The sequence below is a fragment of the Serratia bockelmannii genome (assembly GCF_008011855.1).
Lineage (GTDB): Bacteria > Pseudomonadota > Gammaproteobacteria > Enterobacterales > Enterobacteriaceae > Serratia > Serratia bockelmannii.
Window position 1 is genome coordinate 1 of sequence record NZ_VOUX01000025.1, and the last position, 21534, is coordinate 21534.

A 21534-nucleotide genomic window follows, 5' to 3' on the forward strand; every position below is an offset into this window, starting at 1 on the left:
AAGTGAAACGCCGTAGCGCCGATGGTAGTGTGGGGTCTCCCCATGCGAGAGTAGGACACTGCCAAGCATCAAATAAAACAACAAGCCTCATGCGAAAGCATGGGGCTTTTTGTTTTGTCTGTTATTTGGTGTTCTGCTCGAGCATGGGCATGCGAAAGGCCCGTCGGGAACGGGCCTTAACGCCGCTTGCGGCGGCCCCGCAGGGGAGAGTCTCAGGATGAGACGAATACTGTAGGACACTGCCAAGCACCAAATAAGCCAAGAGGCCATCCGAAAGGATGGCCTTTTTGCTTTCAGTACCTCTCATCCTCCCTGCCAAAGATCCTGACGCAGTTCGCGCAATGAAACATTTTCACCTTTCCGCTGAATGCTCGACAGCGACGGAAAAAAACGCTATCTTCGGGCATCTAGAAGTCTAAACGTATAAATGGATGTGTGAGGGTTAAGCAATGCCGATTCGTGTTCCTGATGAGTTACCTGCGGTCAATTTCTTGCGCGGTGAGAATGTCTTCGTGATGACATCCTCGCGGGCAAAAACACAGGAAATCAGGCCGCTGAAAGTGCTGATCCTTAACCTGATGCCAAAGAAGATCGAAACGGAAAACCAGTTTCTGCGCCTGCTTTCCAACTCGCCGCTGCAGATTGATATCCAGCTGCTGCGCATCGACAGCCGCGAATCGAAGAACACGCCGGCCGAGCATCTGAACAACTTCTACTGCGACTTCGAGGATATCCAGAATGAGAACTTCGATGGCCTGATCGTCACCGGCGCGCCGCTGGGGCTGGTTGATTTTTGCGATGTTGCCTACTGGCCGCAGATCGAACGGGTGATCGACTGGGCTAAGAACCACGTTACCTCCACGCTGTTCGTGTGCTGGGCGGTACAGGCGGCGTTGAATATTCTGTACGGCATTCCCAAGATGACGCGTGAAGTGAAGCTCTCCGGGGTTTATCCGCACCAAACGCTGCAGCAGCATGCGTTGCTGACGCGCGGCTTCGACGAAAGCTTCCTGGCGCCGCATTCGCGCTATGCCGATTTCCCGACCGAGGTGATTCGCCAATATACCGACCTGGACATCTTGGCCGAATCCGAACAGGCCGGAGCCTACCTGTTCGCCAGCAGGGATAAGCGCCTGGCGTTCGTCACCGGCCATCCGGAATACGATACGTTGACCCTGGCAGGAGAGTATTGTCGCGACAACGAAGCTGGCCTCGATCCTGCCGTACCGCTCAACTATTTCCCCGATGACAACCCCGCACTGACACCGAAAGCCACCTGGCGCAGCCATGGCCACCTGCTGTTTTCCAATTGGCTCAACTATTACGTCTACCAGATCACGCCTTACGATCTGCGCCATATGAATCCGACGCTCGACTGATCTTTTCTGCCTGCCGGCGGCTGAATCGAGGCCGCCGCACTGCTCATCCTCTGCCCGATCCTCTTTTTACCCGTCAATTTTCCTAAAAAACCATTGCCTAACAAAGCGTTAGTCCGTCTTTGCAATTCTATTGGAACCGATTTCCTTACCTGTTTATCGTGTTATTTATCCTAACCAATTGATAATAAAGTGTTAATAAAATATTTAATAATAAAATGGAAATGGTTTTTGATTTTTATTTTTTGTTGAGTATTCTTAGAGCTATCGGGATGAGATCTGACCAGTTGAGGATCGTTTCATCCGCCCTGATCCACAGTGATTTCTGATGAAAATGCGCCGGTCGCGCGGGCGCAACGATGGGAAGGAGCAAGGTCATGACGCAACAGATAGCAGGCACGGAATTAAGGTTTACTCAGGGTTTCGCCGCAGCGGAGCGCCAGGTGTTAACGGATGAAGCGGTTGAATTCCTGGCGGACCTGGTGGGGAAATTCACGCCGCGGCGCAACGAGTTGCTGGCGGCGCGTGTCCGCTGGCAACAAAATATCGATCGCGGTGAACTGCCGGGGTTTATTTCGGAAACCGCTTCCATTCGTGAAGGTGACTGGCAAATCCGCGGCATTCCGCAAGACCTGCGCGATCGCCGGGTAGAGATCACCGGGCCGGTCGAGCGCAAGATGGTGATCAATGCGCTGAACGCCAACGTAAAAGTGTTTATGGCGGACTTCGAAGACTCGCTGGCGCCAAGCTGGGACAAAGTCATCGACGGTCAAATCAATCTGCACGATGCGGTTAACGGCACCATCTCCTACACCAATGAAGCCGGCAAGATCTACCAGCTGAAACCGAATCCGGCGGTGTTGATCGCTCGCGTGCGCGGCTTGCACCTGCCGGAGAAACACGTCTTGTGGCGTGATGAAGCCATCCCCGGCGGCCTGTTCGATTTCGCGCTGTACTTCTACCACAACTATCGCCAGCTGTTGGCCAAGGGTAGCGGCCCGTATTTCTACCTGCCGAAAACCCAGTCCTGGGAGGAAGCGGCCTGGTGGAGCGATGTCTTCAGCTTTACCGAGGATCGTTTCGATCTGCCGCGCGGCACCATTAAGGCGACCGTGCTGATCGAAACCTTGCCGGCGGTGTTCCAGATGGACGAGATCCTCTACCACCTGCGCGATCACATCGTCGGTCTGAACTGCGGCCGTTGGGATTACATCTTCAGCTACATCAAAACGCTGAAGAACCACGGCGATCGCGTGCTGCCGGATCGTCAGTCGGTGACCATGGAAAAACCTTTCCTCAGCGCCTATTCGCGCCTGTTGATCAAAACCTGTCATAAGCGCGGCGCGTTCGCCATGGGCGGCATGGCGGCGTTTATCCCGAGCAAAGACGCCGAAAAAAACGCCTGGGTGCTGAACAAGGTACGGGCGGACAAAGAGCTGGAGGCCAACAATGGCCACGACGGCACCTGGGTGGCGCACCCGGGCTTGGCGGACACGGTGATGGAGGTGTTCGGCAACGCATTGGGCGATCGTCAAAACCAGCTGGACGTGCTGCGTGAGCAGGATGCGCCGATCAGCGCCGCACAGCTGCTGGAACCGTGCGACGGCGAACGCACCGAAGCAGGGATGCGCGCCAATATCCGCGTGGCGGTGCAGTACATTGAAGCCTGGATCTCCGGCAACGGCTGCGTGCCGATTTACGGTTTGATGGAGGATGCGGCGACGGCGGAGATCTCCCGCACGTCTATCTGGCAGTGGATCCACCACGAGAAGAGCCTGAACGACGGGCGCCCGGTCACCAAGGCGCTGTTCCGCCAGATGCTGCAAGAAGAGATGTTGGTGGTGCGTGAAGAAGTAGGGGAAGCGCGCTTTAACGCCGGCCGGTTCGAAGAGGCGGCGAGCCTGATGGAGCGCATCACCACGCAAGATGAATTAATCGATTTCCTGACGCTGCCCGGCTATGAGCTGCTGGCCTGAATTTTCCCAATCAACCCTACATGACTGAAAGGATAAAAATTATGTCTACCTCTCGCTCTCAACAGATCCAGCAGTTGGAACAGGAATGGAAATCGGCCCGTTGGGAAGGCATTACCCGCCCCTATAGCGCCGAAGACGTGATCAACCTGCGCGGTTCGGTCAACCCGGAATGCACCCTGGCGCAAAACGGCGCCGCCAAACTGTGGGCATTGTTGAACGGCAAGGCGCGCAAAGGCTACGTGAACTGCCTGGGCGCGCTGACCGGCGGCCAGGCGCTGCAGCAGGCCAAAGCCGGCGTCGAGGCCATCTACTTGTCCGGTTGGCAGGTGGCGGCCGACGCCAACAGCGCGGCGGCCATGTACCCTGACCAATCGCTGTATCCGGTGGACTCGGTGCCGAAGGTGGTCGAGCGCATCAACAACACCTTCCGCCGTGCCGATCAGATCCAATGGGCGAACCAGATTGAGCCGGGCAGCAAAGGGTACACCGATTATTTCCTGCCGATCGTCGCCGATGCGGAAGCCGGCTTCGGCGGCGTGTTGAACGCCTTTGAGCTGATGAAAGCGATGATTACCGCCGGGGCCGCCGGGGTGCACTTCGAAGATCAGCTGGCGGCGGTGAAGAAATGCGGCCATATGGGCGGCAAAGTGCTGGTGCCGACGCAAGAAGCGATCCAGAAACTGGTCGCCGCGCGCCTGGCGGCCGACGTGCTCGGCGTGCCGACGCTGGTGATCGCCCGTACCGACGCCGATGCGGCCGACCTGCTGACCTCTGACTGCGATCCGTATGACAGCGCCTTCGTCACTGGCGAGCGTACGGCGGAAGGCTTCTTCCGCACCCATGCCGGCGTCGAACAGGCGATCAGCCGCGGCCTGGCCTATGCCCCTTACGCCGATATGGTGTGGTGCGAAACCTCAACGCCGGATCTGGATGCCGCCCAGCGCTTCGCCGACGCCATCCACGCCAAATATCCAGGCAAGCTGTTGGCCTACAACTGCTCGCCATCGTTCAACTGGAAGAAGAACCTCGACGACCAGACCATCGCCCGCTTCCAGCAGGCGCTGTCGGACATGGGCTACAAGTATCAGTTCATCACGCTGGCGGGCATCCACAGCATGTGGTTCAACATGTTCGACCTGGCGCACGCCTATGCGCAGGGCGAGGGGATGAAACACTACGTCGAGAAGGTGCAGCAGGCGGAGTTCGCCGCGGTGGATCGCGGTTACACCTTCGCGTCGCACCAGCAGGAGGTGGGTACCGGCTACTTCGACAAGGTCACCACCGTCATTCAGGGCGGCGCCTCTTCGGTCACCGCGCTGACCGGTTCGACGGAAGAACAGCAGTTCTGATGCGGCAAGCTTGAAGACGTTTCACCCGGAGCCTGCATGCGCAGGCTTCTTTTTCTGGCGGGGGTAAGGATGGCGGCAAAACTGGAGTTGTTGATCGCACAGACGATCCTGCAGGGCTTCGATGCGCAGTACGGCCGCTTTCTGGAAGTGACCGCCGGCGCGCAGCAGCGCTTCGAGCAGGCGGACTGGCCGGCGGTGCAGCAGGCGATGAAAAAGCGCATCCATCTGTATGACCATCACGTCGGCCTGGTGGTGGAGCAGCTCAAATGCATCACCGGGCAGAAATACTTCGATGCCGACTTCCCCAGCCGGGTTAAAGCGGTTTATATCGACCTGCTGCCGGACTATCCGCGTTTCGAGATCGCCGAAAGCTTCTTTAACTCGGTCTATTGCCGGCTGTTCAAGCACCGCGATCTGACGCCGGACAAGCTGTTCGTCTTCAGTTCGCAGCCGGAACGGCGCTTTCGCGACATACCGCGTCCGCTGGCGCGCGATTTTACCCCCAATGGCGATCTGCCGGCGATGCTGCGCAGTGTGCTGAGCGATCTGCCGCTGCGGCTGCCGTGGGAGGACTTGGCGCGCGATATTCGCGACATCACTCAGGCGCTGCAACGCGCCTTCAGCGCACCGCAGCTGGCGGGCGCAACCTTCCAGATAGCCAACGAACTGTTCTATCGCAACAAGGCCGCCTGGCTGGTCGGCAAGCTGCGCCTGGCCGACGGTGTTTATCCGTTCTTGCTCCCGATCCACCACAGCGAGTCGGGCGCGCTGTTTATCGATGCCTGCCTGACCGGCAAGGCCGAGGCCAGCATTGTCTTCGGCTTCGCCCGCTCTTATTTCATGGTCTACGCGCCGCTGCCGGCGGCGATGGTGGAGTGGCTGCGCGAGATCCTGCCGGGCAAAACCACCGCCGAGCTGTACATGGCGATCGGCTGCCAGAAGCACGGTAAAACCGAATGCTATCGCGAATACCTGACCTTTATGGCGCAGTCGCAGGAGCAATTTATCATCGCGCCGGGGGTGAAGGGCATGGTGATGCTGGTGTTCACCCTGCCGTCCTTCGATCGGGTGTTTAAAGTGATCAAAGACGAATTCGCCCCGCAAAAAGAGGTGACGCAGGCGCAGGTGATGGCTTGCTATCAGCTGGTGAAAGAGCACGATCGCGTCGGGCGCATGGCGGATACCCAGGAGTACGAGAATTTCGTCGTCGACAAGGCGCGTCTCAGCCCTGAGCTGTTGGCGGAGCTTCGGCGCGAAGTGCCGGACAAGCTGGAAGATCTCGGCGATCGCATCGTGATCAAACACCTGTATATGGAACGGCGCATGACGCCGCTGAACCTGTATCTGGAGCAGGCCAACGACCAGCAAATGCGCGATGCGATTGAAGAGTACGGCAACGCGATCAAGCAGTTGGCCGCCGCCAATATTTTCCCCGGCGATATGCTGTTCAAGAACTTCGGCGTGACGCGCCACGGGCGGGTGGTGTTCTACGACTACGACGAAATTTGCTACATGACCGAGGTCAACTTCCGCGACATTCCGCCGCCGCGTTATCCGGAGGACGAGCTGGCCAGCGAGCCGTGGTACAGCATCGCGCCCAACGATGTGTTCCCGGAAGAGTTCCGCCACTTCCTGTGCGGCGATCGGCGCATTCGGCTGGTGTTTGAAGAGTTGCACAGCGATCTGTTTACCGCGGAGTATTGGCGCGGGTTGCAGCAGCGCATCCGCGAAGGGCATGTGGAAGACGTATTTGCTTATCGCAAGAAGCAGCGGTTCAGCCAGCGCAGCGGGGCGGCGCTGCCGGCCGCCACCGCTGCGATGTAAATCAGGCCTGGGCGCCCGCGACGGCGGCGCGCGCCAGTTCGGTAATGCGCGCGTAGTCGCCGCTTTCGAGTGCGTCCGCCGGCACCAGCCAGGAGCCGCCGATGCACAGCACGCTTTTCAGCGCCAGATAGCTGCGGTAATTGTCCGGCGAGATGCCGCCGGTCGGGCAGAAACGCACCTGCGGGAACGGGCCGCCGATCGCCTGCAGCGCTTTTACGCCGCCGTTGGCTTCCGCCGGGAAGAATTTAAACTCGCGCAGGCCGTAATCCATGCCCAGCATCAGCTCGGAAACGGTGCTGATGCCCGGAATCAGCGGAATGGACCCGGCGGTGGCCGCCTTGAGCAGTTCGTCGGTCAATCCTGGGCTGATGGCGAACTGCGCGCCGGCTTCGGTCACTTCACGCAGCTGCTGCGGATTGATCACCGTACCGGCGCCGATGATCGCTTCCGGCACCTCTTGGGCGATGGCGCGAATGGCGTCCATGGCGCAGGCGGTACGCAGCGTCACCTCCAGCACCCGCACGCCGCCGGCGACCAGCGCTTTCGCCAGCGGCACCGCATGTTCCAGCTTGTTGACAACGATGACCGGCACCACCGGCCCCGCCGTCAGGATCTGCTCGGCGCTTGTTTTCCACTTGTTCATGATGACGTTCTCCTCTGTGGCCGCCGCCAGGCGGCGATGCGGCCAGGCTATCGATTAAAATTTGATGCAGCAGGCGCCCTGCTCGGCGCCGGACAGCTGGCTGCGCAGCGCGCCGAATAGCTCGCGGCCGCAACCGATGTGTTCGGCGCTCAGATCGGGTTGGCAAGGCGTGCGCCGCGCCAGCTCGTCGGCGTCGACCAGCACCTGCAGCTCGCCGCTGCGGCCGTTGACGCGGATCGGATCGCCGTCGCGCACTTTCGCCAGCAGGCCGCCGCTATAGGCTTCCGGGGTGACGTGGATGGCGGAAGGCACCTTGCCGGAGGCGCCTGACAGGCGGCCGTCGGTCACCAGCGCCACTTTGAAGCCGCGATCCATCAGCACGCCCAGCGGCGGCATCAGCTTGTGCAGCTCCGGCATGCCGTTGGCCTGCGGCCCCTGGAAGCGCACCACCACCACGCAATCGCGATCCAGCTTGCCGGCTTCGAACGCCGGCACGATGTCGTGCTGGCTGTCGAACACCACCGCCGGCGCTTCGATGATCTGGTTGTCGGCGGGCACCGCCGAGGTTTTCATCACCGCACGGCCCAGATTGCCGGCCATCACTTTGGTGCCGCCGTGATGCTCAAACGGCTGAGCGACGCTGGCGATCACGCTGGCGTCGAGCGAGCCGGCCACGCCTTCGCGCCACACCAGCTGGCCATTATCCAGCCACGGTTCCTGGGTGTAGCGGTGCAGGCCGAAACCGGCCACGGTATGCACGTCTTCGTGCAGCAGCCCGTGTTGCAGCAGCTCGCGCACCACCAGCGGCACGCCGCCGGCGGCCTGGAACTGGTTGATGTCGGCTGGGCCGTTCGGATAGATGCGGCACAGCAGCGGCACCGCCTCCGACAGCTCCGAGAAATCGTCCCAGGTAATGATGATGCCTGCTGCGCGCGCCATCGCCACCAGATGCATGGTCAGGTTGGTGGAGCCGCCGGTGGCCAGCAGCGAGACGATGCCGTTCACCACCACTTTCTCGTCCACCAGACGGCCGATCGGCAGGTAGTTGCCGGCGGTGTCGGTCAGCCGGGTCACCTGGCGCGCGGCGGCGTCGTTCAGCGCGTCGCGCAGCGGCGTGTCCGGATGCACGAAAGAGGCGCCCGGCAGGTGCAGGCCCATCACTTCCATCACCATCTGGTTGGTGTTGGCGGTGCCGTAGAAGGTACAGGTGCCGATACCGTGATAGGACGCGGCCTCGGCTTCCAGCAGCGCCAGACGGTCGGCCTTGCCCTCGGCGTACAGTTGGCGCACGCGCACCTTTTCCTTGTTCGGCAGGCCGCTGCTCATCGGGCCGGCCGGCACGAACAGCGCGGGCAGGTGGCCGAAGGAGAGGGCGGCCATCACCAGTCCGGGCACGATCTTGTCGCAGATGCCGAGGAACAGCGCGCCGTCGAACATATTGTGCGACAGGCCGACGGCGGCCGACATGGCGATCACGTCGCGGCTCATCAGCGACAGCTCCATGCCGTCCTGTCCCTGCGTCACGCCGTCGCACATCGCCGGCACGCCGCCGGCCACCTGGCCCACGGCACCGACCGCTTTCAGCGCCTGCTTCAGCCGCTGCGGGTAGTGCTCATACGGCTGGTGGGCCGACAGCATGTCGTTATAAGCGGTGATGATGGCGATATCGCTGCGCACCATGTTTTTCAGCGACGTCTTGTCATCGGGCTGACAGGCGGCGAAGCCGTGGGCCAGGTTGCCGCAGGCCAGCTGCGCGCGGTGGACGGTTTGGGCGCGGGCCGCTTCGATGCGCGCCAGATAGGCGGCGCGGCTGGCTTGGGAACGGTGGATGATGCGCTGTGTGACACGGGACAAGGTTGGGTTAATCATGCCTTCCTCACATTGCTGTTGTTATAGTCGCCGCCTGTGGCGGTGCCCCCGGGGGTGATTTGCAGCCCTGGTGTGCAAGGCCGGGGGCGATTCAGGATTTAAAACATCGTGAATGCAATCATGCCGATGGCGCCGCCGACGCTGCCCAGAATGGTTTCCATCACCGTCCAGGTTTTCAGCGTTTGCAGTTCGTTGGCGCCGGTGAATTTGCCGAACAGCCAGAAACCGGCGTCGTTGACGTGGCTCAGCACGATGGAGCCACCGGCGATGCAGATGGCCAGCGCGGCCAACTGCCCGCCGTTCAGCCCGAGCTGGCTGGTGACCGGCAGCACCAGGCCGACGGTGGTCAGGCAGGCGACGGTGGCCGAGCCCTGGATCACCCGCACCATGGCGGACAACGCGAACGCTGCCACAGCGATCGGCAGGCCGGCGCCGATCATGGCGTCACCCAGCGCTGGCCCTACACCGGAATCCACCAGGATCTGCTTGAACACCCCGCCGGCGCCGGTCATCAGCAGGATGATTCCGGCCGGCTGCACGGCGGCGGAGCAGATGGCCAGGGTCTGTTCGTTGCTCATGCCGCGCGGTTTCGCCAGACCGTAAATCACGATCAGGCAGGCCAGCAGAATGGCGGTGAACGGGTGGCCGATAAACTCCAGCCACTGCTGCAGCTGCGAGCCGGGAGTGACCAGCCGCGCGCCGATAGTCTTCATGCCGACCAGTACCAGCGGGCACAGCACCAGCGCCAGGCTGAAGCCGAACGACGGCAGATTGCCCTTGGTCAGCGTCGGCTCGTTCTCTTCCGGCGGCATTGGCCAGTTGACGAAGCGGCTGATAAAGCTGCCGTACAGCGGGCCGGCGATCAGCATGCCGATCACGGCCGCCACCAGGCCGATGGCGATCATCCAGCCGAAATCGGCCTTCATCTGCGATGCCAGCAGCATTGGCACCGGCCCCGGCAGAAGGAAGGAGGCGGCAGCGGCCACACCGGCGAACAGCGGGATGGCCAGCTTGACGATATTGCCGTCGGTGCGGCGCGCCACGGCGAACACGATGCCGATCAGCAGCACCACCGCCACGTCGAAGAACAGCGGCAGCGCGCAGATCAGGCCGGCGATGCCGAGCGCGTAGTGCGCCTTGCTTTGTCCGAATCGTTTCAGCAATTGCGCCGCAATTTGATCGAGCGCGCCGACCTCATGCAGGATCTTGCCGAACATCGCCCCGAGCGCCACCACGATCGCCAGGAAGCCCAGCGTGTCGCCCATGCCTTTTTGCATGGTGTCGGCGATGTGTTCCAGCGGCATGCCGGAGAAAATGCCGGCGGCGATGGACACCAGCATCAGCGCGACGAAGGCGTGCATGCGCGCCTTCATCACCAGGAATAACAGCAGTAAAACCGAGCCGACTGCGGTACCGACCAGCGTTACGGTACTCACGCGCACACGTCCTGCGGCAGGAAGCTCTGGATATGGCGCACGGTATCGGCGATCACCGCGTCCAGCGGCTGATTGATATCGATCGCCATCACGTCGTTCTCGTCGGCGCCCGGTTGCTCCAGCGCGGCGAACTGGGTGACCAGCATCTGCGGCTTGAAGAAGTGGCCGTTGCGCGCCGCCAGGCGGGATTCGATCACCGGGAACTCACCGTGCAGATAGATGAATGACAGGTTGCCGTTGCCGGCGCGCAGGCGGTCGCGATACTGCTTTTTCAACGCCGAACAGACGATGATCGACACGTTGTTGGTGCGCTGCATGGCGAAGGCGGCGTCGTTGAGCGCGGCCAGCCACGGCGCGCGATCGTCGTCGTTCAACGCTTCGCCGGCGGCCATCTTCAGGATATTGCTGCGCGGGTGCAGGAAGTCGCCGTCGAGGAAGCCGGCGGAGAGTTGGCGGGCCGCGGCGGCGGCGACGGCGGACTTGCCGCTGCCGGAAACGCCCATAACGACGTAAATACGATTTTGATTGTTGGTCATGGCTTGGCTCCAAAACACCGGGTGACGTTACCTTCGTTCAGTCTGATTGTTACCGGTAACATGTTATCGGTAACATTGTCGAAGGAAGTTTGAGCGGTTGCAATGGGCTTTCGCCGTGAGGATCGTTAACTGTGATCGGCTTCAAGCTTTTTGCCTGTGTGCTAAACAGGATGCCGACAGCCTGTTACATGCTGACAACAGAGCATGGCAGGGGAGCAGGGGCGCGCTGGGGCGCCCCTCGGATGGGCTGGATCAGCGCACGCCGCCGTAGGCCAGGCTGATCTCTTTCGCCGCGTGGATCACCAGCGCGCCCAGCTCGATCACGCGATCGTCGGTGATGCGCGACACCGGGCCGGAGATGGAAATGGCGGCGAAGGCTTCGCGGTGCTCGTCGAAGATGCAGGCCGCCACGCAGCGCAGGCCGAGCGCGTGCTCTTCGTCGTCAAAGGAGAAGCCCTGTTTGCGGATCTGCGCCAGCCCCTCTTTCAGGTTGTGTGGCGTCAGGGTATGCGGCGTGTAGGTGTGCATGCCTTTCTTGTGCAGCAGTTTGGTCACCTGATCGTCCGGCAGGGTGGCGAGGAACGCTTTGCCGGCGCCGGAGGCGTGCATCGGCAGTTTGCCGCCGATCGGCGCCGACATGCGCATCAGCGCCGTGCACTGCACCTGATCGATGATGATCGCCTGGTACTCGCTGGTATCCAGCACCGCCAGGTTGACGGTTTCGCCGGACTCCTCCATCAGGCGGCGCAGCGTCGGATGCACCATCGCCAGCAGGTTGCGGCTTTGCAGGAAGCTGCTGCCGACCACAAAGGCGTGCGAGCCGATGGTCCACAGGCCGAGATCGCCGACCTGGCGCACGAATCCCTGCTGCTGCATGGTGGTGAGCAGGCGGTGAGTAGTGGAATTCGGCAGGCCGGCCTGCTGGGCCAGATCGGTCAGCGCCACGTTGCCCTGGGCTTCCGAAATGTATTCCAACAGTTTCAGGCCACGGGTCAACGATTGTACCTGACCGGTCGCCGCACTGGCGGCGGGGGCTGCTGCGCGGGGCTTCTTGCCGCGCTTGGCGGGAGCAGGGGTGGCCATGGGTGAGATTCCTTTTTCCGTATGATGGAATTCATTTTCGTTTTTTGTCGATGAATTGCAAGCCGCCGTCAGCTCATCGGAGGTGTTGACGCACAACCTGAAAAACTCTCAATTGTCGCCTGGCCCTTTGTCCTTACAAGCTGTGCTAGGATGACTCGTTGGTTTTTGCGGCAGTTGAGCAATGGGCTGGATGGCAATGGAAGGGGTTACAGTGACGAATCGAGTAGAACAACTGCGCCGCCAGTTAGCGCAGCGCATTTTAGTGTTGGACGGCGGCATGGGCACCATGATCCAGAGCTATCGCCTGGACGAGCGCGATTTTCGCGGTGAGCGTTTCGCCGACTGGCGCAGCGATCTGAAAGGCAATAACGATCTGCTGGTGCTGACCAAGCCGGAAGTGATCACCGCCATTCATTACGCCTATCTTGAGGCGGGCGCCGATATCCTTGAGACCAATACCTTCAACTCCACCTCCATCGCCATGGCCGACTACCACATGGAGTCGCTGTCCGCCGAGATTAACTATCAGGCCGCCTGTCTGGCGCGCGCCTGCGCCGACGAATGGACGGCGCGCACGCCGGAAAAACCGCGCTACGTCGCCGGGGTGTTGGGGCCGACCAACCGCACTGCGTCCATCTCGCCGAACGTCAACGATCCGGCGTTCCGCAACATCTCGTTCGATGAACTGGTGGCGGCTTACCGCGAATCGACTCGCGCGCTGGTGGAAGGCGGCGTCGATCTGATCATGATCGAAACCATCTTCGACACCCTGAACGCCAAGGCCGCCGCTTTTGCGGTGGAAACCGAATTCGAAGCGCTGGGGGTGGAACTGCCGATCATGATTTCCGGCACCATCACCGACGCCTCCGGCCGCACCCTGTCCGGCCAGACCACCGAAGCGTTTTACAATTCGCTGCGCCACGTCAAGCCGCTGACCTTCGGCCTGAACTGCGCCCTGGGCCCGGACGAGCTGCGCCAGTACGTCGCCGAGCTGGCGCGCATCTCGGAGACCTACGTCACCGCGCACCCGAACGCCGGTTTGCCGAATGCCTTCGGCGAATACGATCTGGATGCGGCCGAGATGGCGCGCCAGGTCGGGGAGTGGGCGCAGGCCGGCTTTCTCAATATCATCGGCGGATGCTGCGGTACCACGCCGGAACATATCGCCGCGATGGCCAAGGCGGTCGAGGGCGTGCCGCCGCGCCGGCTGCCGGAGCTCCCGGTCGCCTGCCGCCTGGCCGGTCTGGAGCCGCTGACCATCGACGCCAACACTCTGTTCGTCAACGTCGGCGAGCGCACCAACGTCACCGGTTCGGCGCGCTTCAAGCGCCTGATCAAAGAAGAGAAATACAACGAGGCGCTCGACGTGGCGCGTCAGCAGGTCGAGAGCGGCGCGCAGATCATCGACATCAACATGGACGAGGGGATGCTCGACGCCGAAGCGGCGATGGTGCGCTTCCTCAACCTGATCGCCGGCGAGCCGGATATCGCCCGGGTGCCGATCATGATCGACTCCTCCAAGTGGTCCGTTATCGAGAAAGGCCTGAAGTGCATTCAGGGCAAGGGCATCGTCAACTCGATCTCGATGAAGGAGGGCGAAGAGGCCTTTATCCACCACGCCAGGCTGGTGCGCCGCTACGGCGCCGCGGTGGTGGTGATGGCGTTCGACGAAGTGGGCCAGGCGGACACCCGCGAGCGCAAGTTCGAGATCTGTCGCCGCGCCTATAAAATTTTGACCGAACGCGTCGGTTTCCCGCCGGAAGACATCATTTTCGACCCGAACATCTTCGCCGTCGCCACCGGCATCGACGAGCACAACAACTACGCCGTCGACTTTATCGAAGCCTGCGCCGACATCAAAATCCACCTGCCGCACGCGATGATCTCCGGCGGGGTGTCCAACGTATCGTTCTCGTTCCGCGGCAACGATCCGGTGCGTGAAGCGATCCACGCGGTATTCCTGTATCACGCCATTCGCAACGGCATGGACATGGGCATCGTCAACGCCGGGCAGCTGGCGATTTACGACGATCTGCCTGGCGAGCTGCGCGAGGCGGTAGAAGACGTGATCCTCAACCGTCGCGAGGATGGCACCGAACGCCTGCTGGAACTGGCGGAAAAGTACCGCGGCAGCAAAGACGGCGAAGCGGCGGTGCAGCAGGCGGAATGGCGCGGCTGGCCGGTGGAGAAGCGGCTGGAATACTCGCTGGTGAAGGGCATCACCGAGTTTATCGAATTGGACACCGAAGAAGCGCGGCAGCAGGCCGAACGCCCGATCGAAGTGATCGAAGGGCCGCTGATGGCCGGGATGAACGTGGTCGGCGATCTGTTCGGCGAGGGCAAGATGTTCCTGCCGCAGGTGGTGAAATCCGCCCGCGTGATGAAGCAGGCGGTGGCCTACCTGGAACCGTACATCGAGGCCAGCAAGCAGCAGGGCACCTCCGCGGGGAAAATCCTGTTGGCGACGGTGAAAGGCGACGTGCACGACATCGGCAAGAACATCGTCGGCGTGGTGCTGCAGTGCAACAACTATGAAATCGTCGATCTTGGCGTGATGGTGCCGACGGAGAAAATCCTGCGCACCGCGCGCGAGGAAAACGTGGACATCATCGGCCTGTCGGGGCTGATCACGCCGTCGCTCGACGAGATGGTCAACGTGGCCAAAGAGATGGAGCGCCAGGGCTTTACGCTGCCGCTGCTGATCGGCGGCGCCACCACCTCCAAGGCGCACACCGCGGTGAAAATCGAGCAGAACTACAGCGGCCCGACCACCTACGTGCAGAACGCTTCGCGCACCGTGGGCGTGGTGTCGGCGCTGCTGTCCGCCACCCAGCGCGACGAGTTTGTGGCGCGCACCCGCAAAGAGTATGAAACGGTGCGCATTCAGCACGCGCGCAAAAAACCGCGCACGCCGCCGGTCGATTTGCAGAAGGCGCGCGCCAACGCCATGGCGCTGGACTGGGCCGATTATCAGCCGCCGGCGCCGCGGCAGCTCGGCGTGTTTCCGGTGGCGGCCGGCATCGAGACGCTGCGCCACTATATCGACTGGACGCCGTTCTTCATGACCTGGTCGCTGGCGGGCAAATACCCGCGCATCCTGGAGGATGAGGTGGTGGGGGAAGAGGCCAAGCGCCTGTTCCACGACGCCAATCAGATGCTGGATCGGCTGGCCGCCGAGCGCAGCCTCAACCCGCGTGGCGTTTACGGCCTGTTCCCGGCCAACCGCGTCGGCGACGACGTGGAAGTGTACCGCGACGAACGGCGCGGCGAGGTGCTGGCGGTGAGCCGCCATCTGCGTCAGCAGACGGAAAAAACCGACTTCCCGAACTACTGCCTGGCGGACTTCGTGGCGCCGAAAAGCAGCGGCAAGGCCGACTACTTCGGCGCCTTCGCGGTGACCGGCGGGCTGGAGGAAGACGCGCTGGCGGCGGCGTACGACGCGCAGCATGACGATTACAACAAAATCATGGTCAAGGCGTTGGCGGATCGTTTGGCGGAGGCCTTCGCCGAATACCTGCATGAGCAGGTGCGCAAGTTGCACTGGGGCTATGCCGCCGACGAGAGCCTGAGCAACGAGGAACTGATCCGCGAGAACTATCAGGGCATCCGGCCGGCGCCGGGCTACCCGGCCTGCCCGGAGCACACCGAAAAAGCGACCATCTGGCAGCTGCTGGACGTCAACCGCCACACCGGCATGGAACTGACGGAGTCCTTCGCTATGTGGCCGGGAGCGGCGGTATCCGGCTGGTACTTCAGCCATCCTGAGAGCAAGTACTTCGCGGTGGCGCAGATCCAGCGCGATCAGGTGGAAGACTACGCGGCGCGTAAAGGGATGAGCGTGAGCGAGGTCGAGCGCTGGCTGGCGCCAAACCTCGGCTACGACGCCGACTGACTTTCCTCTTTAAGGGCGCAGCGATGCGCCCTTGTCATTTACAGCGCTTCCACATCGATGTGCAGCGCGTCGTACCGCCAATACTCCAGGTCACAATCGATCACCCTGTCGTGCTGATCGCGATTCACCCGCGTAATGAACAGCGCCGGGCTGCCGTAGGTCACCTTCAGCATGGCGGCGGCCTGCTGCGGCAGCAGGGTGGGCAGCATGTCGAAACGCACCCGGCCGTAGTGAATGCCGTAGCGCGCGGCGTACAGCGCGGTCAGCGACTGGGTCAGATCTTCGTCCAGAATGCCGGGGAAATAGGACGGATTGAGGTAGTGCTCGCAGTACAGCACCGCGCGCCCGTCGATGTAGCGCAGTCGGCGAATGCGATAGGCCTGCGCGCCGGGAGGCAGCGCCAGACGGCCGGCCAGCGGCGCGTCGAGCGTGACGACCGCGCTGTCGATCGCTTCGGTATGCGCGGCGCGCCCCTGCTGCTGCGCCATGGCGTGAAAATGGCTGCGCTGCAGCGGGTTGTAGATCAAACGTGGCGGCGAGATGAACCAGCCGCGCCGCACCTGGCGGTAGATGACGCCCTGCGCCTCCAACTGGCCGAGCGCCTCCTGCAAGGTAATGCGGGTGGTGGCGAATTGCTCGCTCAGGGCGCGTTCGGAGGGCAGCTTGCCGTCCACGGCGAACTCGCCGGCGGTGATGCGGGCGCTCAGCGTTTGGCAGATGGTGGCGACGGTCGTCGGTGCTTCACTCATACAGCGGGTGTCCCGTTTCAGTGCGTTTGGCCTTCCTTAAGGTAGACCAGCGTCGCGTTTTCGCCGTTGCAATGGGTGATAAAACTGTCGCTTTTTTAAGCTGACATATAATTATCACATTCGTCCGTTAGATTGGTTTGGTCCTTGCTGGACTAGTCCAGCCATCCCCACACTACCACCTGGAGCATCAGTTATGAAACGTTTGTGCGCTTCTGTGTTAACCAGTGCCATCGTGTTATCCAGCCAGATGAGCTGGGCCGCGGATACCGATCTGGCGGCGCTGGAGCAGGCCGCGAAGAAAGAAGGCGAAGTCAACAGCGTCGGCATGCCGGACAGCTGGGCCAACTGGAAAGGCACCTGGCAAGATCTGTTGAGCAAGTACGGCCTGAAGCATGTCGATACCGACATGAGCTCCGCGCAGGAGATCGCCAAATTCGATGCGGAAAAGAACAACGCTACGGCGGACATCGGTGACGTCGGCGCGGCCTTTGGCCCGGTGGCGGTGCAGAAGGGCGTAACGCAGCCCTACAAACCCTCTACCTGGGATCAGGTGCCGGACTGGGCGAAAGACAAAGACGGGCACTGGGCGCTGGCTTACACCGGCACCATCGCCTTTATCATCAATAAACAGCAGGTGAAAGACATCCCGCACAGCTGGGCCGATCTGCTCAAGGGCAGCTATCAGGTCACCATCGGCGACGTCGGCACCGCGTCGCAGGCGGCCAGCGGCGTGCTGGCCGCCACCTACGCCATGGGCGGCAACGAGAAAAACCTCAAGCCGGGCCTGGAATTCTTCGGCAAGCTGGCCAAGGCCGGCCGCCTGAGCCTGAGTAACCCGGTGATCGCATCGCTGGAGAAAGGGGAAGTGCAGGTTGGCGTGGTGTGGGACTTCAACGGCCTGAACTACCGCGATCAGATCGACAAAACCCGTTTTGAAGTGCTGATCCCGTCGGACGGCTCGATCACCTCCGGCTACACCACCATCATCAATAAATACGCCAAGCACCCGAACGCCGCCAAGCTGGCGCGCGAATACATCTTCTCCGACGCCGGCCAGATCAACCTGGCGCGCGGCTATGCCCGCCCGATCCGCGCCGAACATCTGACGCTGCCGGACGACGTCAAGGCCAAGCTGCTGCCGGCCGAGCAGTACAAGAATGCGCACCCGATCGCCGATCCGGCGGCCTGGGAACAGAGCGCCAAAGCGCTGCCGCGCCTGTGGCAGGAAAACGTCATTATGTTTATGCAGCAGTGAGTTAACGCACCATGAAAACGATCCTCGTGCTGCTGGACGGCCTCAACTACCGGGTGGCGCACGACGCCATGGGGTATCTGCAGGCCGAATGTGCGGCGGGACGCGGGCGGTTGTACCTGCTGGAGAGCGAGTTGCCCTCGCTCTCCCGGCCGCTGTATGAATGCATCCTCACCGGCGTCACGCCGGTGGAGAGCGGCGTGGTGCACAACCACGTCTCGCGCCTTTCTCATCAACAAAGCGTGTTTCATTACGCGCGCGCCGCCGGGCTGACCACCGCCGCCGCCGCGTATCATTGGTTCAGCGAATTGTATAACCGCACGCCGTTCGACGCCGCGCGCGACCGCCACACCGACGCTCCCGAGCTGCCGATTCAGCACGGCCATTTCTATTACGACGACGGCTATCCCGACAGCCATCTGTTCGACGACGCCGAAAGCCTGCGCCAGCGTCATCAGCCGGATTTCCTGCTGATCCACCCGATGAACATCGACGACGCCGGGCACCGCTTCGGCCTCTCTTCGCCGCAGTACCGCAACGCGGCGCGGCGCGCCGACGGCTCGCTGTCGCGCTACCTGCCCGAGTGGCTGGCGGCCGGTTATCAGGTGCTGGTCACTGCCGACCACGGCATGAACGACGATCGCAGCCACGGCGGGGTGTTGCCGGAAGAGCGCCAGGTGCCGCTGTTCGTGTTCGGCGCGGGCTTCAGCCTGGACGACGCCGATCCGCAGCAAACCGAGCTGTGCGGCACGATCTGCGATCTGCTGCAGGCGGCGCATGACAAGCCGCGCTGCCGGGCGCTGCTGGCGCAGGATGCGCGATGAACAGCAAAACCAAATGGATCGCCGCACTGTGCCTGCTGCCGTTTATCGTGCTGTTCGGCGCGTTTCAGATCGCCCCGCTGGTGTGGATCGCGGTTCACAGCTTTTTCAGCGAGACCAGCAGCTGGGGATGGGGCAACTATGTCGATATCCTCACGTCGCCGTTCTACCTGCAGGCCTTTCAGTTCTCACTGGAGATCTCGCTGTGGTCGAGCGTCTACGGCTTGCTGATTGCATTAGTGGGCAGTTACTCACTTCGCCAGCTCGGCCAGACCCGCTTTCATGACTTCGTGATGTCGTTCACCAACATGACCAGCAACTTCGCCGGGGTGCCGCTGGCGTTCGCCTTCGTCATTCTGTTGGGGTTGAACGGCTGCCTGACGCTGCTGCTGCGCAAATACGGTTTGATGGAGAGCTTCAACCTCTATTCGAAGAGCGGCTTGATCGTGCTGTATACCTACTTCCAGATCCCGTTGGGCGTGCTGTTGCTGTATCCGGCGTTCGATGCGCTGCGCGCCGATTGGCGTGAGTCGGCGGCGCTGCTCGGCGCCGGCCCCTGGCGCTACTGGCGGCATATCGGCCTGCCGGTGCTGGCGCCGGCGCTGATGGGCACCTTCGTCATCCTGCTGGCCAACGCGCTGGGCGCCTACGCCACGGTGTACGCGCTGACCACCGGCAACTTCAACGTGATCCCGATCCGCATCTCGGCGTTGGTGGCGGGGGACATCTCCCTCGATCCGAACCTGGCCAGCGCGCTGGCGATGCTGCTGGTGGTGATGATGGCGTTTATCACGGTAATCCACCAATGGATGCTGCGCAGGAGCTACCTCAATGCGCGCTCATAATCGGATGGAGAATGCTCATGTCGCGTGCTGAACGCCTCTATCATCGCACGGTGACCGGCCTGCTGCTGCTGATCCTGCTGCTGCCGCTGGCGGCGACGCTGATTTATGCGCTGGCCACCCAGTGGGGCGCCACCATTTTACCGGACGGTTTTACCCTGAAGTGGCTGACGGCGCTGTGGAGCGACCCGCGCTTTTTGCAGGCGCTGTGGCATTCGCTGCTGATCTGCTTCGGCACGCTGCTGCTGTCGGTGGTGGTGATCCTGCCGGCGATGTTTGTGATTGCTTACTATTTTCCCAAGCTGGACGCGGTGATGAACGTGCTGATCCTGCTGCCGTTCGCCGTGCCGCCGGTGGTGTCGGCGGTGGGGCTGATGCAGCTGTTCGCCGCCGATCCGCTGCCGCTGCTCGGCACCCCCTGGATTTTAGTCGGCTGCTATTTCACCATCGCGCTGCCGTTTATCTACCGCGCCATCAGCAACAACATGCAGGCGATCAACCTGCGCGATCTGATGGACGCCGCCCACCTGCTCGGCGCCAGTACCTGGCAGGCGGCGCTGTGGGTGGTGCTGCCGAACCTGCGCAAGGGCGGAACGATCGCCGTGTTACTGTCATTCTCGTTCCTGATCGGTGAGTTCGTGTTCGCCAACCTGCTGGTGGGCAGCCAGTATGAAACGCTGCAGGTCTACCTGTTCAACATGCGCAACGGCAGCGGGCATTTCACCAGCGCGCTGGTCATCTCCTATTTCGCCGTGGTGCTGCTCGTCACCTGGCTGGCGAACCTGCTGAATAAAAACAAGGGTTAACCCGATGGCTTATCTCAACGTCACCCGCCTGAACAAACACTATGGCCAGACCCAGGTGTTTCAGGATATCGATTTCACCGCCGAAGAGGGGGAGTTCGTCACCCTGCTGGGGCCGAGCGGCTGCGGCAAATCGACGCTGCTGCGCTGCCTGGCCGGCCTGACCCCGGTCGACAGCGGGCAAATTTTATTGCAGGGCCAGGATCTGGTACCGCTGGCGCCGCAAAAGCGCGGCATCGGCATGGTGTTCCAAAGTTATGCGCTGTTCCCCAATATGACGGTGGAAGGCAACGTGGCATTCGGCCTGAAAATGCAGAAGCTGGCGGCCGGGCAGATCGGCCAGCGGGTGCAGGAGGTGCTGGCGCTGGTGGAGCTGAGCGATCTGGCGAAGCGCTATCCGCATCAGCTGTCGGGCGGCCAGTGTCAGCGCGTGGCGCTGGCGCGATCGCTGGTCACTCGCCCGCGTCTGCTGCTGCTCGACGAACCGCTGTCGGCGCTGGATGCGCGTATTCGCAAACACCTGCGCGAGCAGATCCGGCGCATTCAGCGCGAGCTGAACCTGACGGCGATCTTCGTCACCCACGATCAGGAAGAGGCGCTAACCTTGTCGGATCGCATCGTGCTGATGAACAAGGGGCAGATCGTGCAGAGCGGCGATGCGGAAACCCTGTATACCCAGCCGGCGGATGCCTTCGCCGCCGGTTTTATCGGCAACTACAACCTGCTGAGCGCCGAACAGGCCGGCCGCTTGACCGGGCGCAGCTATGTCGGCAAGGTGGCGATCCGCCCCGAGTCGATCGGCCTGTTGCCGGCCGGACAGGGGATCGGCGGGGTGATCCTGGGTCACAGTTTGCTCGGGAATGTGGTACGGTATCGGATTCAGGTTTGCGAGGTAGAATTGCTGGTTGACGTGCTCAACCGTTCGGTGGCCGACCTGCGGCCCGACGGCGCGGAAATTGGGCTACACTTGGAACCTGTTGTATTGCGGGAAGTTGCATGACTTCGCAGCGCGGCGCCGGGGCCTTCCCGCCGCCGCATTAACCCTTCTCTTCTGCGGTCTGCCGCCCGCCCGCTGTCCTGCCA

Annotated in this window: 16 protein-coding genes; 10 read left to right on the forward strand and 6 right to left on the reverse strand. The window is 62.0% G+C overall.

All coding sequences use genetic code 11. The features are described 5' to 3' along the window. The first annotated feature begins 449 nt into the window (after positions 1 to 449). From metA to aceK, 4 genes are all read left to right on the forward strand, one after another. Positions 450 to 1379 (forward strand): homoserine O-acetyltransferase MetA, encoded by a 930-nt coding sequence (gene metA, locus FOT55_RS12995; RefSeq protein ID WP_063988506.1) that lies wholly within the window; start codon positions 450 to 452, stop codon positions 1377 to 1379. A 374-nt stretch (positions 1380 to 1753) separates the two neighbouring features. Beyond that, on the forward strand, positions 1754 to 3352 hold the full coding sequence (gene aceB, locus FOT55_RS13000; protein ID WP_049296303.1) for a malate synthase A: 1599 nt from the start codon (positions 1754 to 1756) through the stop codon (positions 3350 to 3352). 41 nt (positions 3353 to 3393) lie between these two features. Next, positions 3394 to 4701: an isocitrate lyase gene (gene aceA / locus FOT55_RS13005; RefSeq protein WP_025304483.1), complete on the forward strand. Its 1308-nt coding sequence runs from the start codon at positions 3394 to 3396 to the stop codon at positions 4699 to 4701. A gap of 69 nt (positions 4702 to 4770) precedes the next feature. After that, on the forward strand, positions 4771 to 6525 hold the full coding sequence (gene aceK, locus FOT55_RS13010; RefSeq protein WP_049208262.1) for a bifunctional isocitrate dehydrogenase kinase/phosphatase: 1755 nt from the start codon (positions 4771 to 4773) through the stop codon (positions 6523 to 6525). Between the two features lies 1 nt (position 6526). Here the strand turns inward: aceK and FOT55_RS13015 are convergent, their stop codons facing one another. The 5 genes from FOT55_RS13015 to iclR form a co-directional block, all read right to left on the reverse strand. Beyond that, positions 6527 to 7168 carry a bifunctional 4-hydroxy-2-oxoglutarate aldolase/2-dehydro-3-deoxy-phosphogluconate aldolase gene (locus tag FOT55_RS13015; RefSeq protein ID WP_147823542.1) on the reverse strand — a complete coding sequence of 214 codons (642 nt, stop codon included), beginning with the start codon at positions 7166 to 7168 and terminating at the stop codon, positions 6527 to 6529. Positions 7169 to 7222: 54 nt separating this feature from the next. Continuing rightward, on the reverse strand, positions 7223 to 9037 hold the full coding sequence (gene edd / locus FOT55_RS13020; protein ID WP_147823543.1) for a phosphogluconate dehydratase: 1815 nt from the start codon (positions 9035 to 9037) through the stop codon (positions 7223 to 7225). A gap of 98 nt (positions 9038 to 9135) precedes the next feature. After that, entirely contained in the window at positions 9136 to 10473 is a 1338-nt protein-coding gene (gene gntU, locus FOT55_RS13025; protein WP_025304479.1) for a gluconate transporter, read from the reverse strand. Beyond that, positions 10470 to 11009 carry a gluconokinase gene (gene gntK, locus FOT55_RS13030; RefSeq protein WP_004936645.1) on the reverse strand — a complete coding sequence of 180 codons (540 nt, stop codon included), beginning with the start codon at positions 11007 to 11009 and terminating at the stop codon, positions 10470 to 10472. The genes gntU and gntK overlap by 4 nt, the downstream gene beginning before the upstream one ends. 252 nt (positions 11010 to 11261) lie before the next feature. Then, positions 11262 to 12092, reverse strand: coding sequence for a glyoxylate bypass operon transcriptional repressor IclR (gene iclR / locus FOT55_RS13035; RefSeq protein WP_004936648.1), 831 nt, complete (start codon positions 12090 to 12092; stop codon positions 11262 to 11264). 196 nt (positions 12093 to 12288) lie between these two features. Between iclR and metH the strand changes: the two genes are divergently transcribed. Continuing rightward, the gene (metH, locus tag FOT55_RS13040) at positions 12289 to 15984 is read left to right on the forward strand and encodes a methionine synthase (RefSeq protein ID WP_147823544.1); all 3696 of its coding nucleotides are present in this window, start codon (positions 12289 to 12291) and stop codon (positions 15982 to 15984) included. Between the two features lie 38 nt (positions 15985 to 16022). Here metH and FOT55_RS13045 read toward each other — a convergent pair whose 3' ends face one another. Then, entirely contained in the window at positions 16023 to 16733 is a 711-nt protein-coding gene (locus tag FOT55_RS13045; protein WP_147823545.1) for a UTRA domain-containing protein, read from the reverse strand. A 193-nt stretch (positions 16734 to 16926) separates the two neighbouring features. Here FOT55_RS13045 and FOT55_RS13050 point away from each other — a divergent pair, with 193 nt between their 5' ends. Genes FOT55_RS13050 through FOT55_RS13070 form a run of 5 tightly spaced genes read left to right on the forward strand, consistent with a single transcriptional unit; the run spans position 16927 to position 21451 of the window. Continuing rightward, positions 16927 to 17988 (forward strand): ABC transporter substrate-binding protein, encoded by a 1062-nt coding sequence (locus tag FOT55_RS13050; protein WP_004936660.1) that lies wholly within the window; start codon positions 16927 to 16929, stop codon positions 17986 to 17988. 11 nt (positions 17989 to 17999) lie between these two features. Beyond that, positions 18000 to 18809 (forward strand): alkaline phosphatase family protein, encoded by an 810-nt coding sequence (locus FOT55_RS13055; RefSeq protein ID WP_043139627.1) that lies wholly within the window; start codon positions 18000 to 18002, stop codon positions 18807 to 18809. After that, positions 18806 to 19651, forward strand: a complete 846-nt coding sequence (locus FOT55_RS13060; protein WP_147823546.1) for an ABC transporter permease — start codon at positions 18806 to 18808, stop codon at positions 19649 to 19651. The genes FOT55_RS13055 and FOT55_RS13060 overlap by 4 nt, the downstream gene beginning before the upstream one ends. Positions 19652 to 19668: 17 nt before the next feature. Beyond that, positions 19669 to 20454 carry an ABC transporter permease gene (locus FOT55_RS13065; protein WP_025304475.1) on the forward strand — a complete coding sequence of 262 codons (786 nt, stop codon included), beginning with the start codon at positions 19669 to 19671 and terminating at the stop codon, positions 20452 to 20454. Positions 20455 to 20458: 4 nt separating this feature from the next. Then, positions 20459 to 21451, forward strand: a complete 993-nt coding sequence (locus FOT55_RS13070; protein WP_147823547.1) for an ABC transporter ATP-binding protein — start codon at positions 20459 to 20461, stop codon at positions 21449 to 21451. The last annotated feature ends 83 nt before the right edge of the window (positions 21452 to 21534 follow it).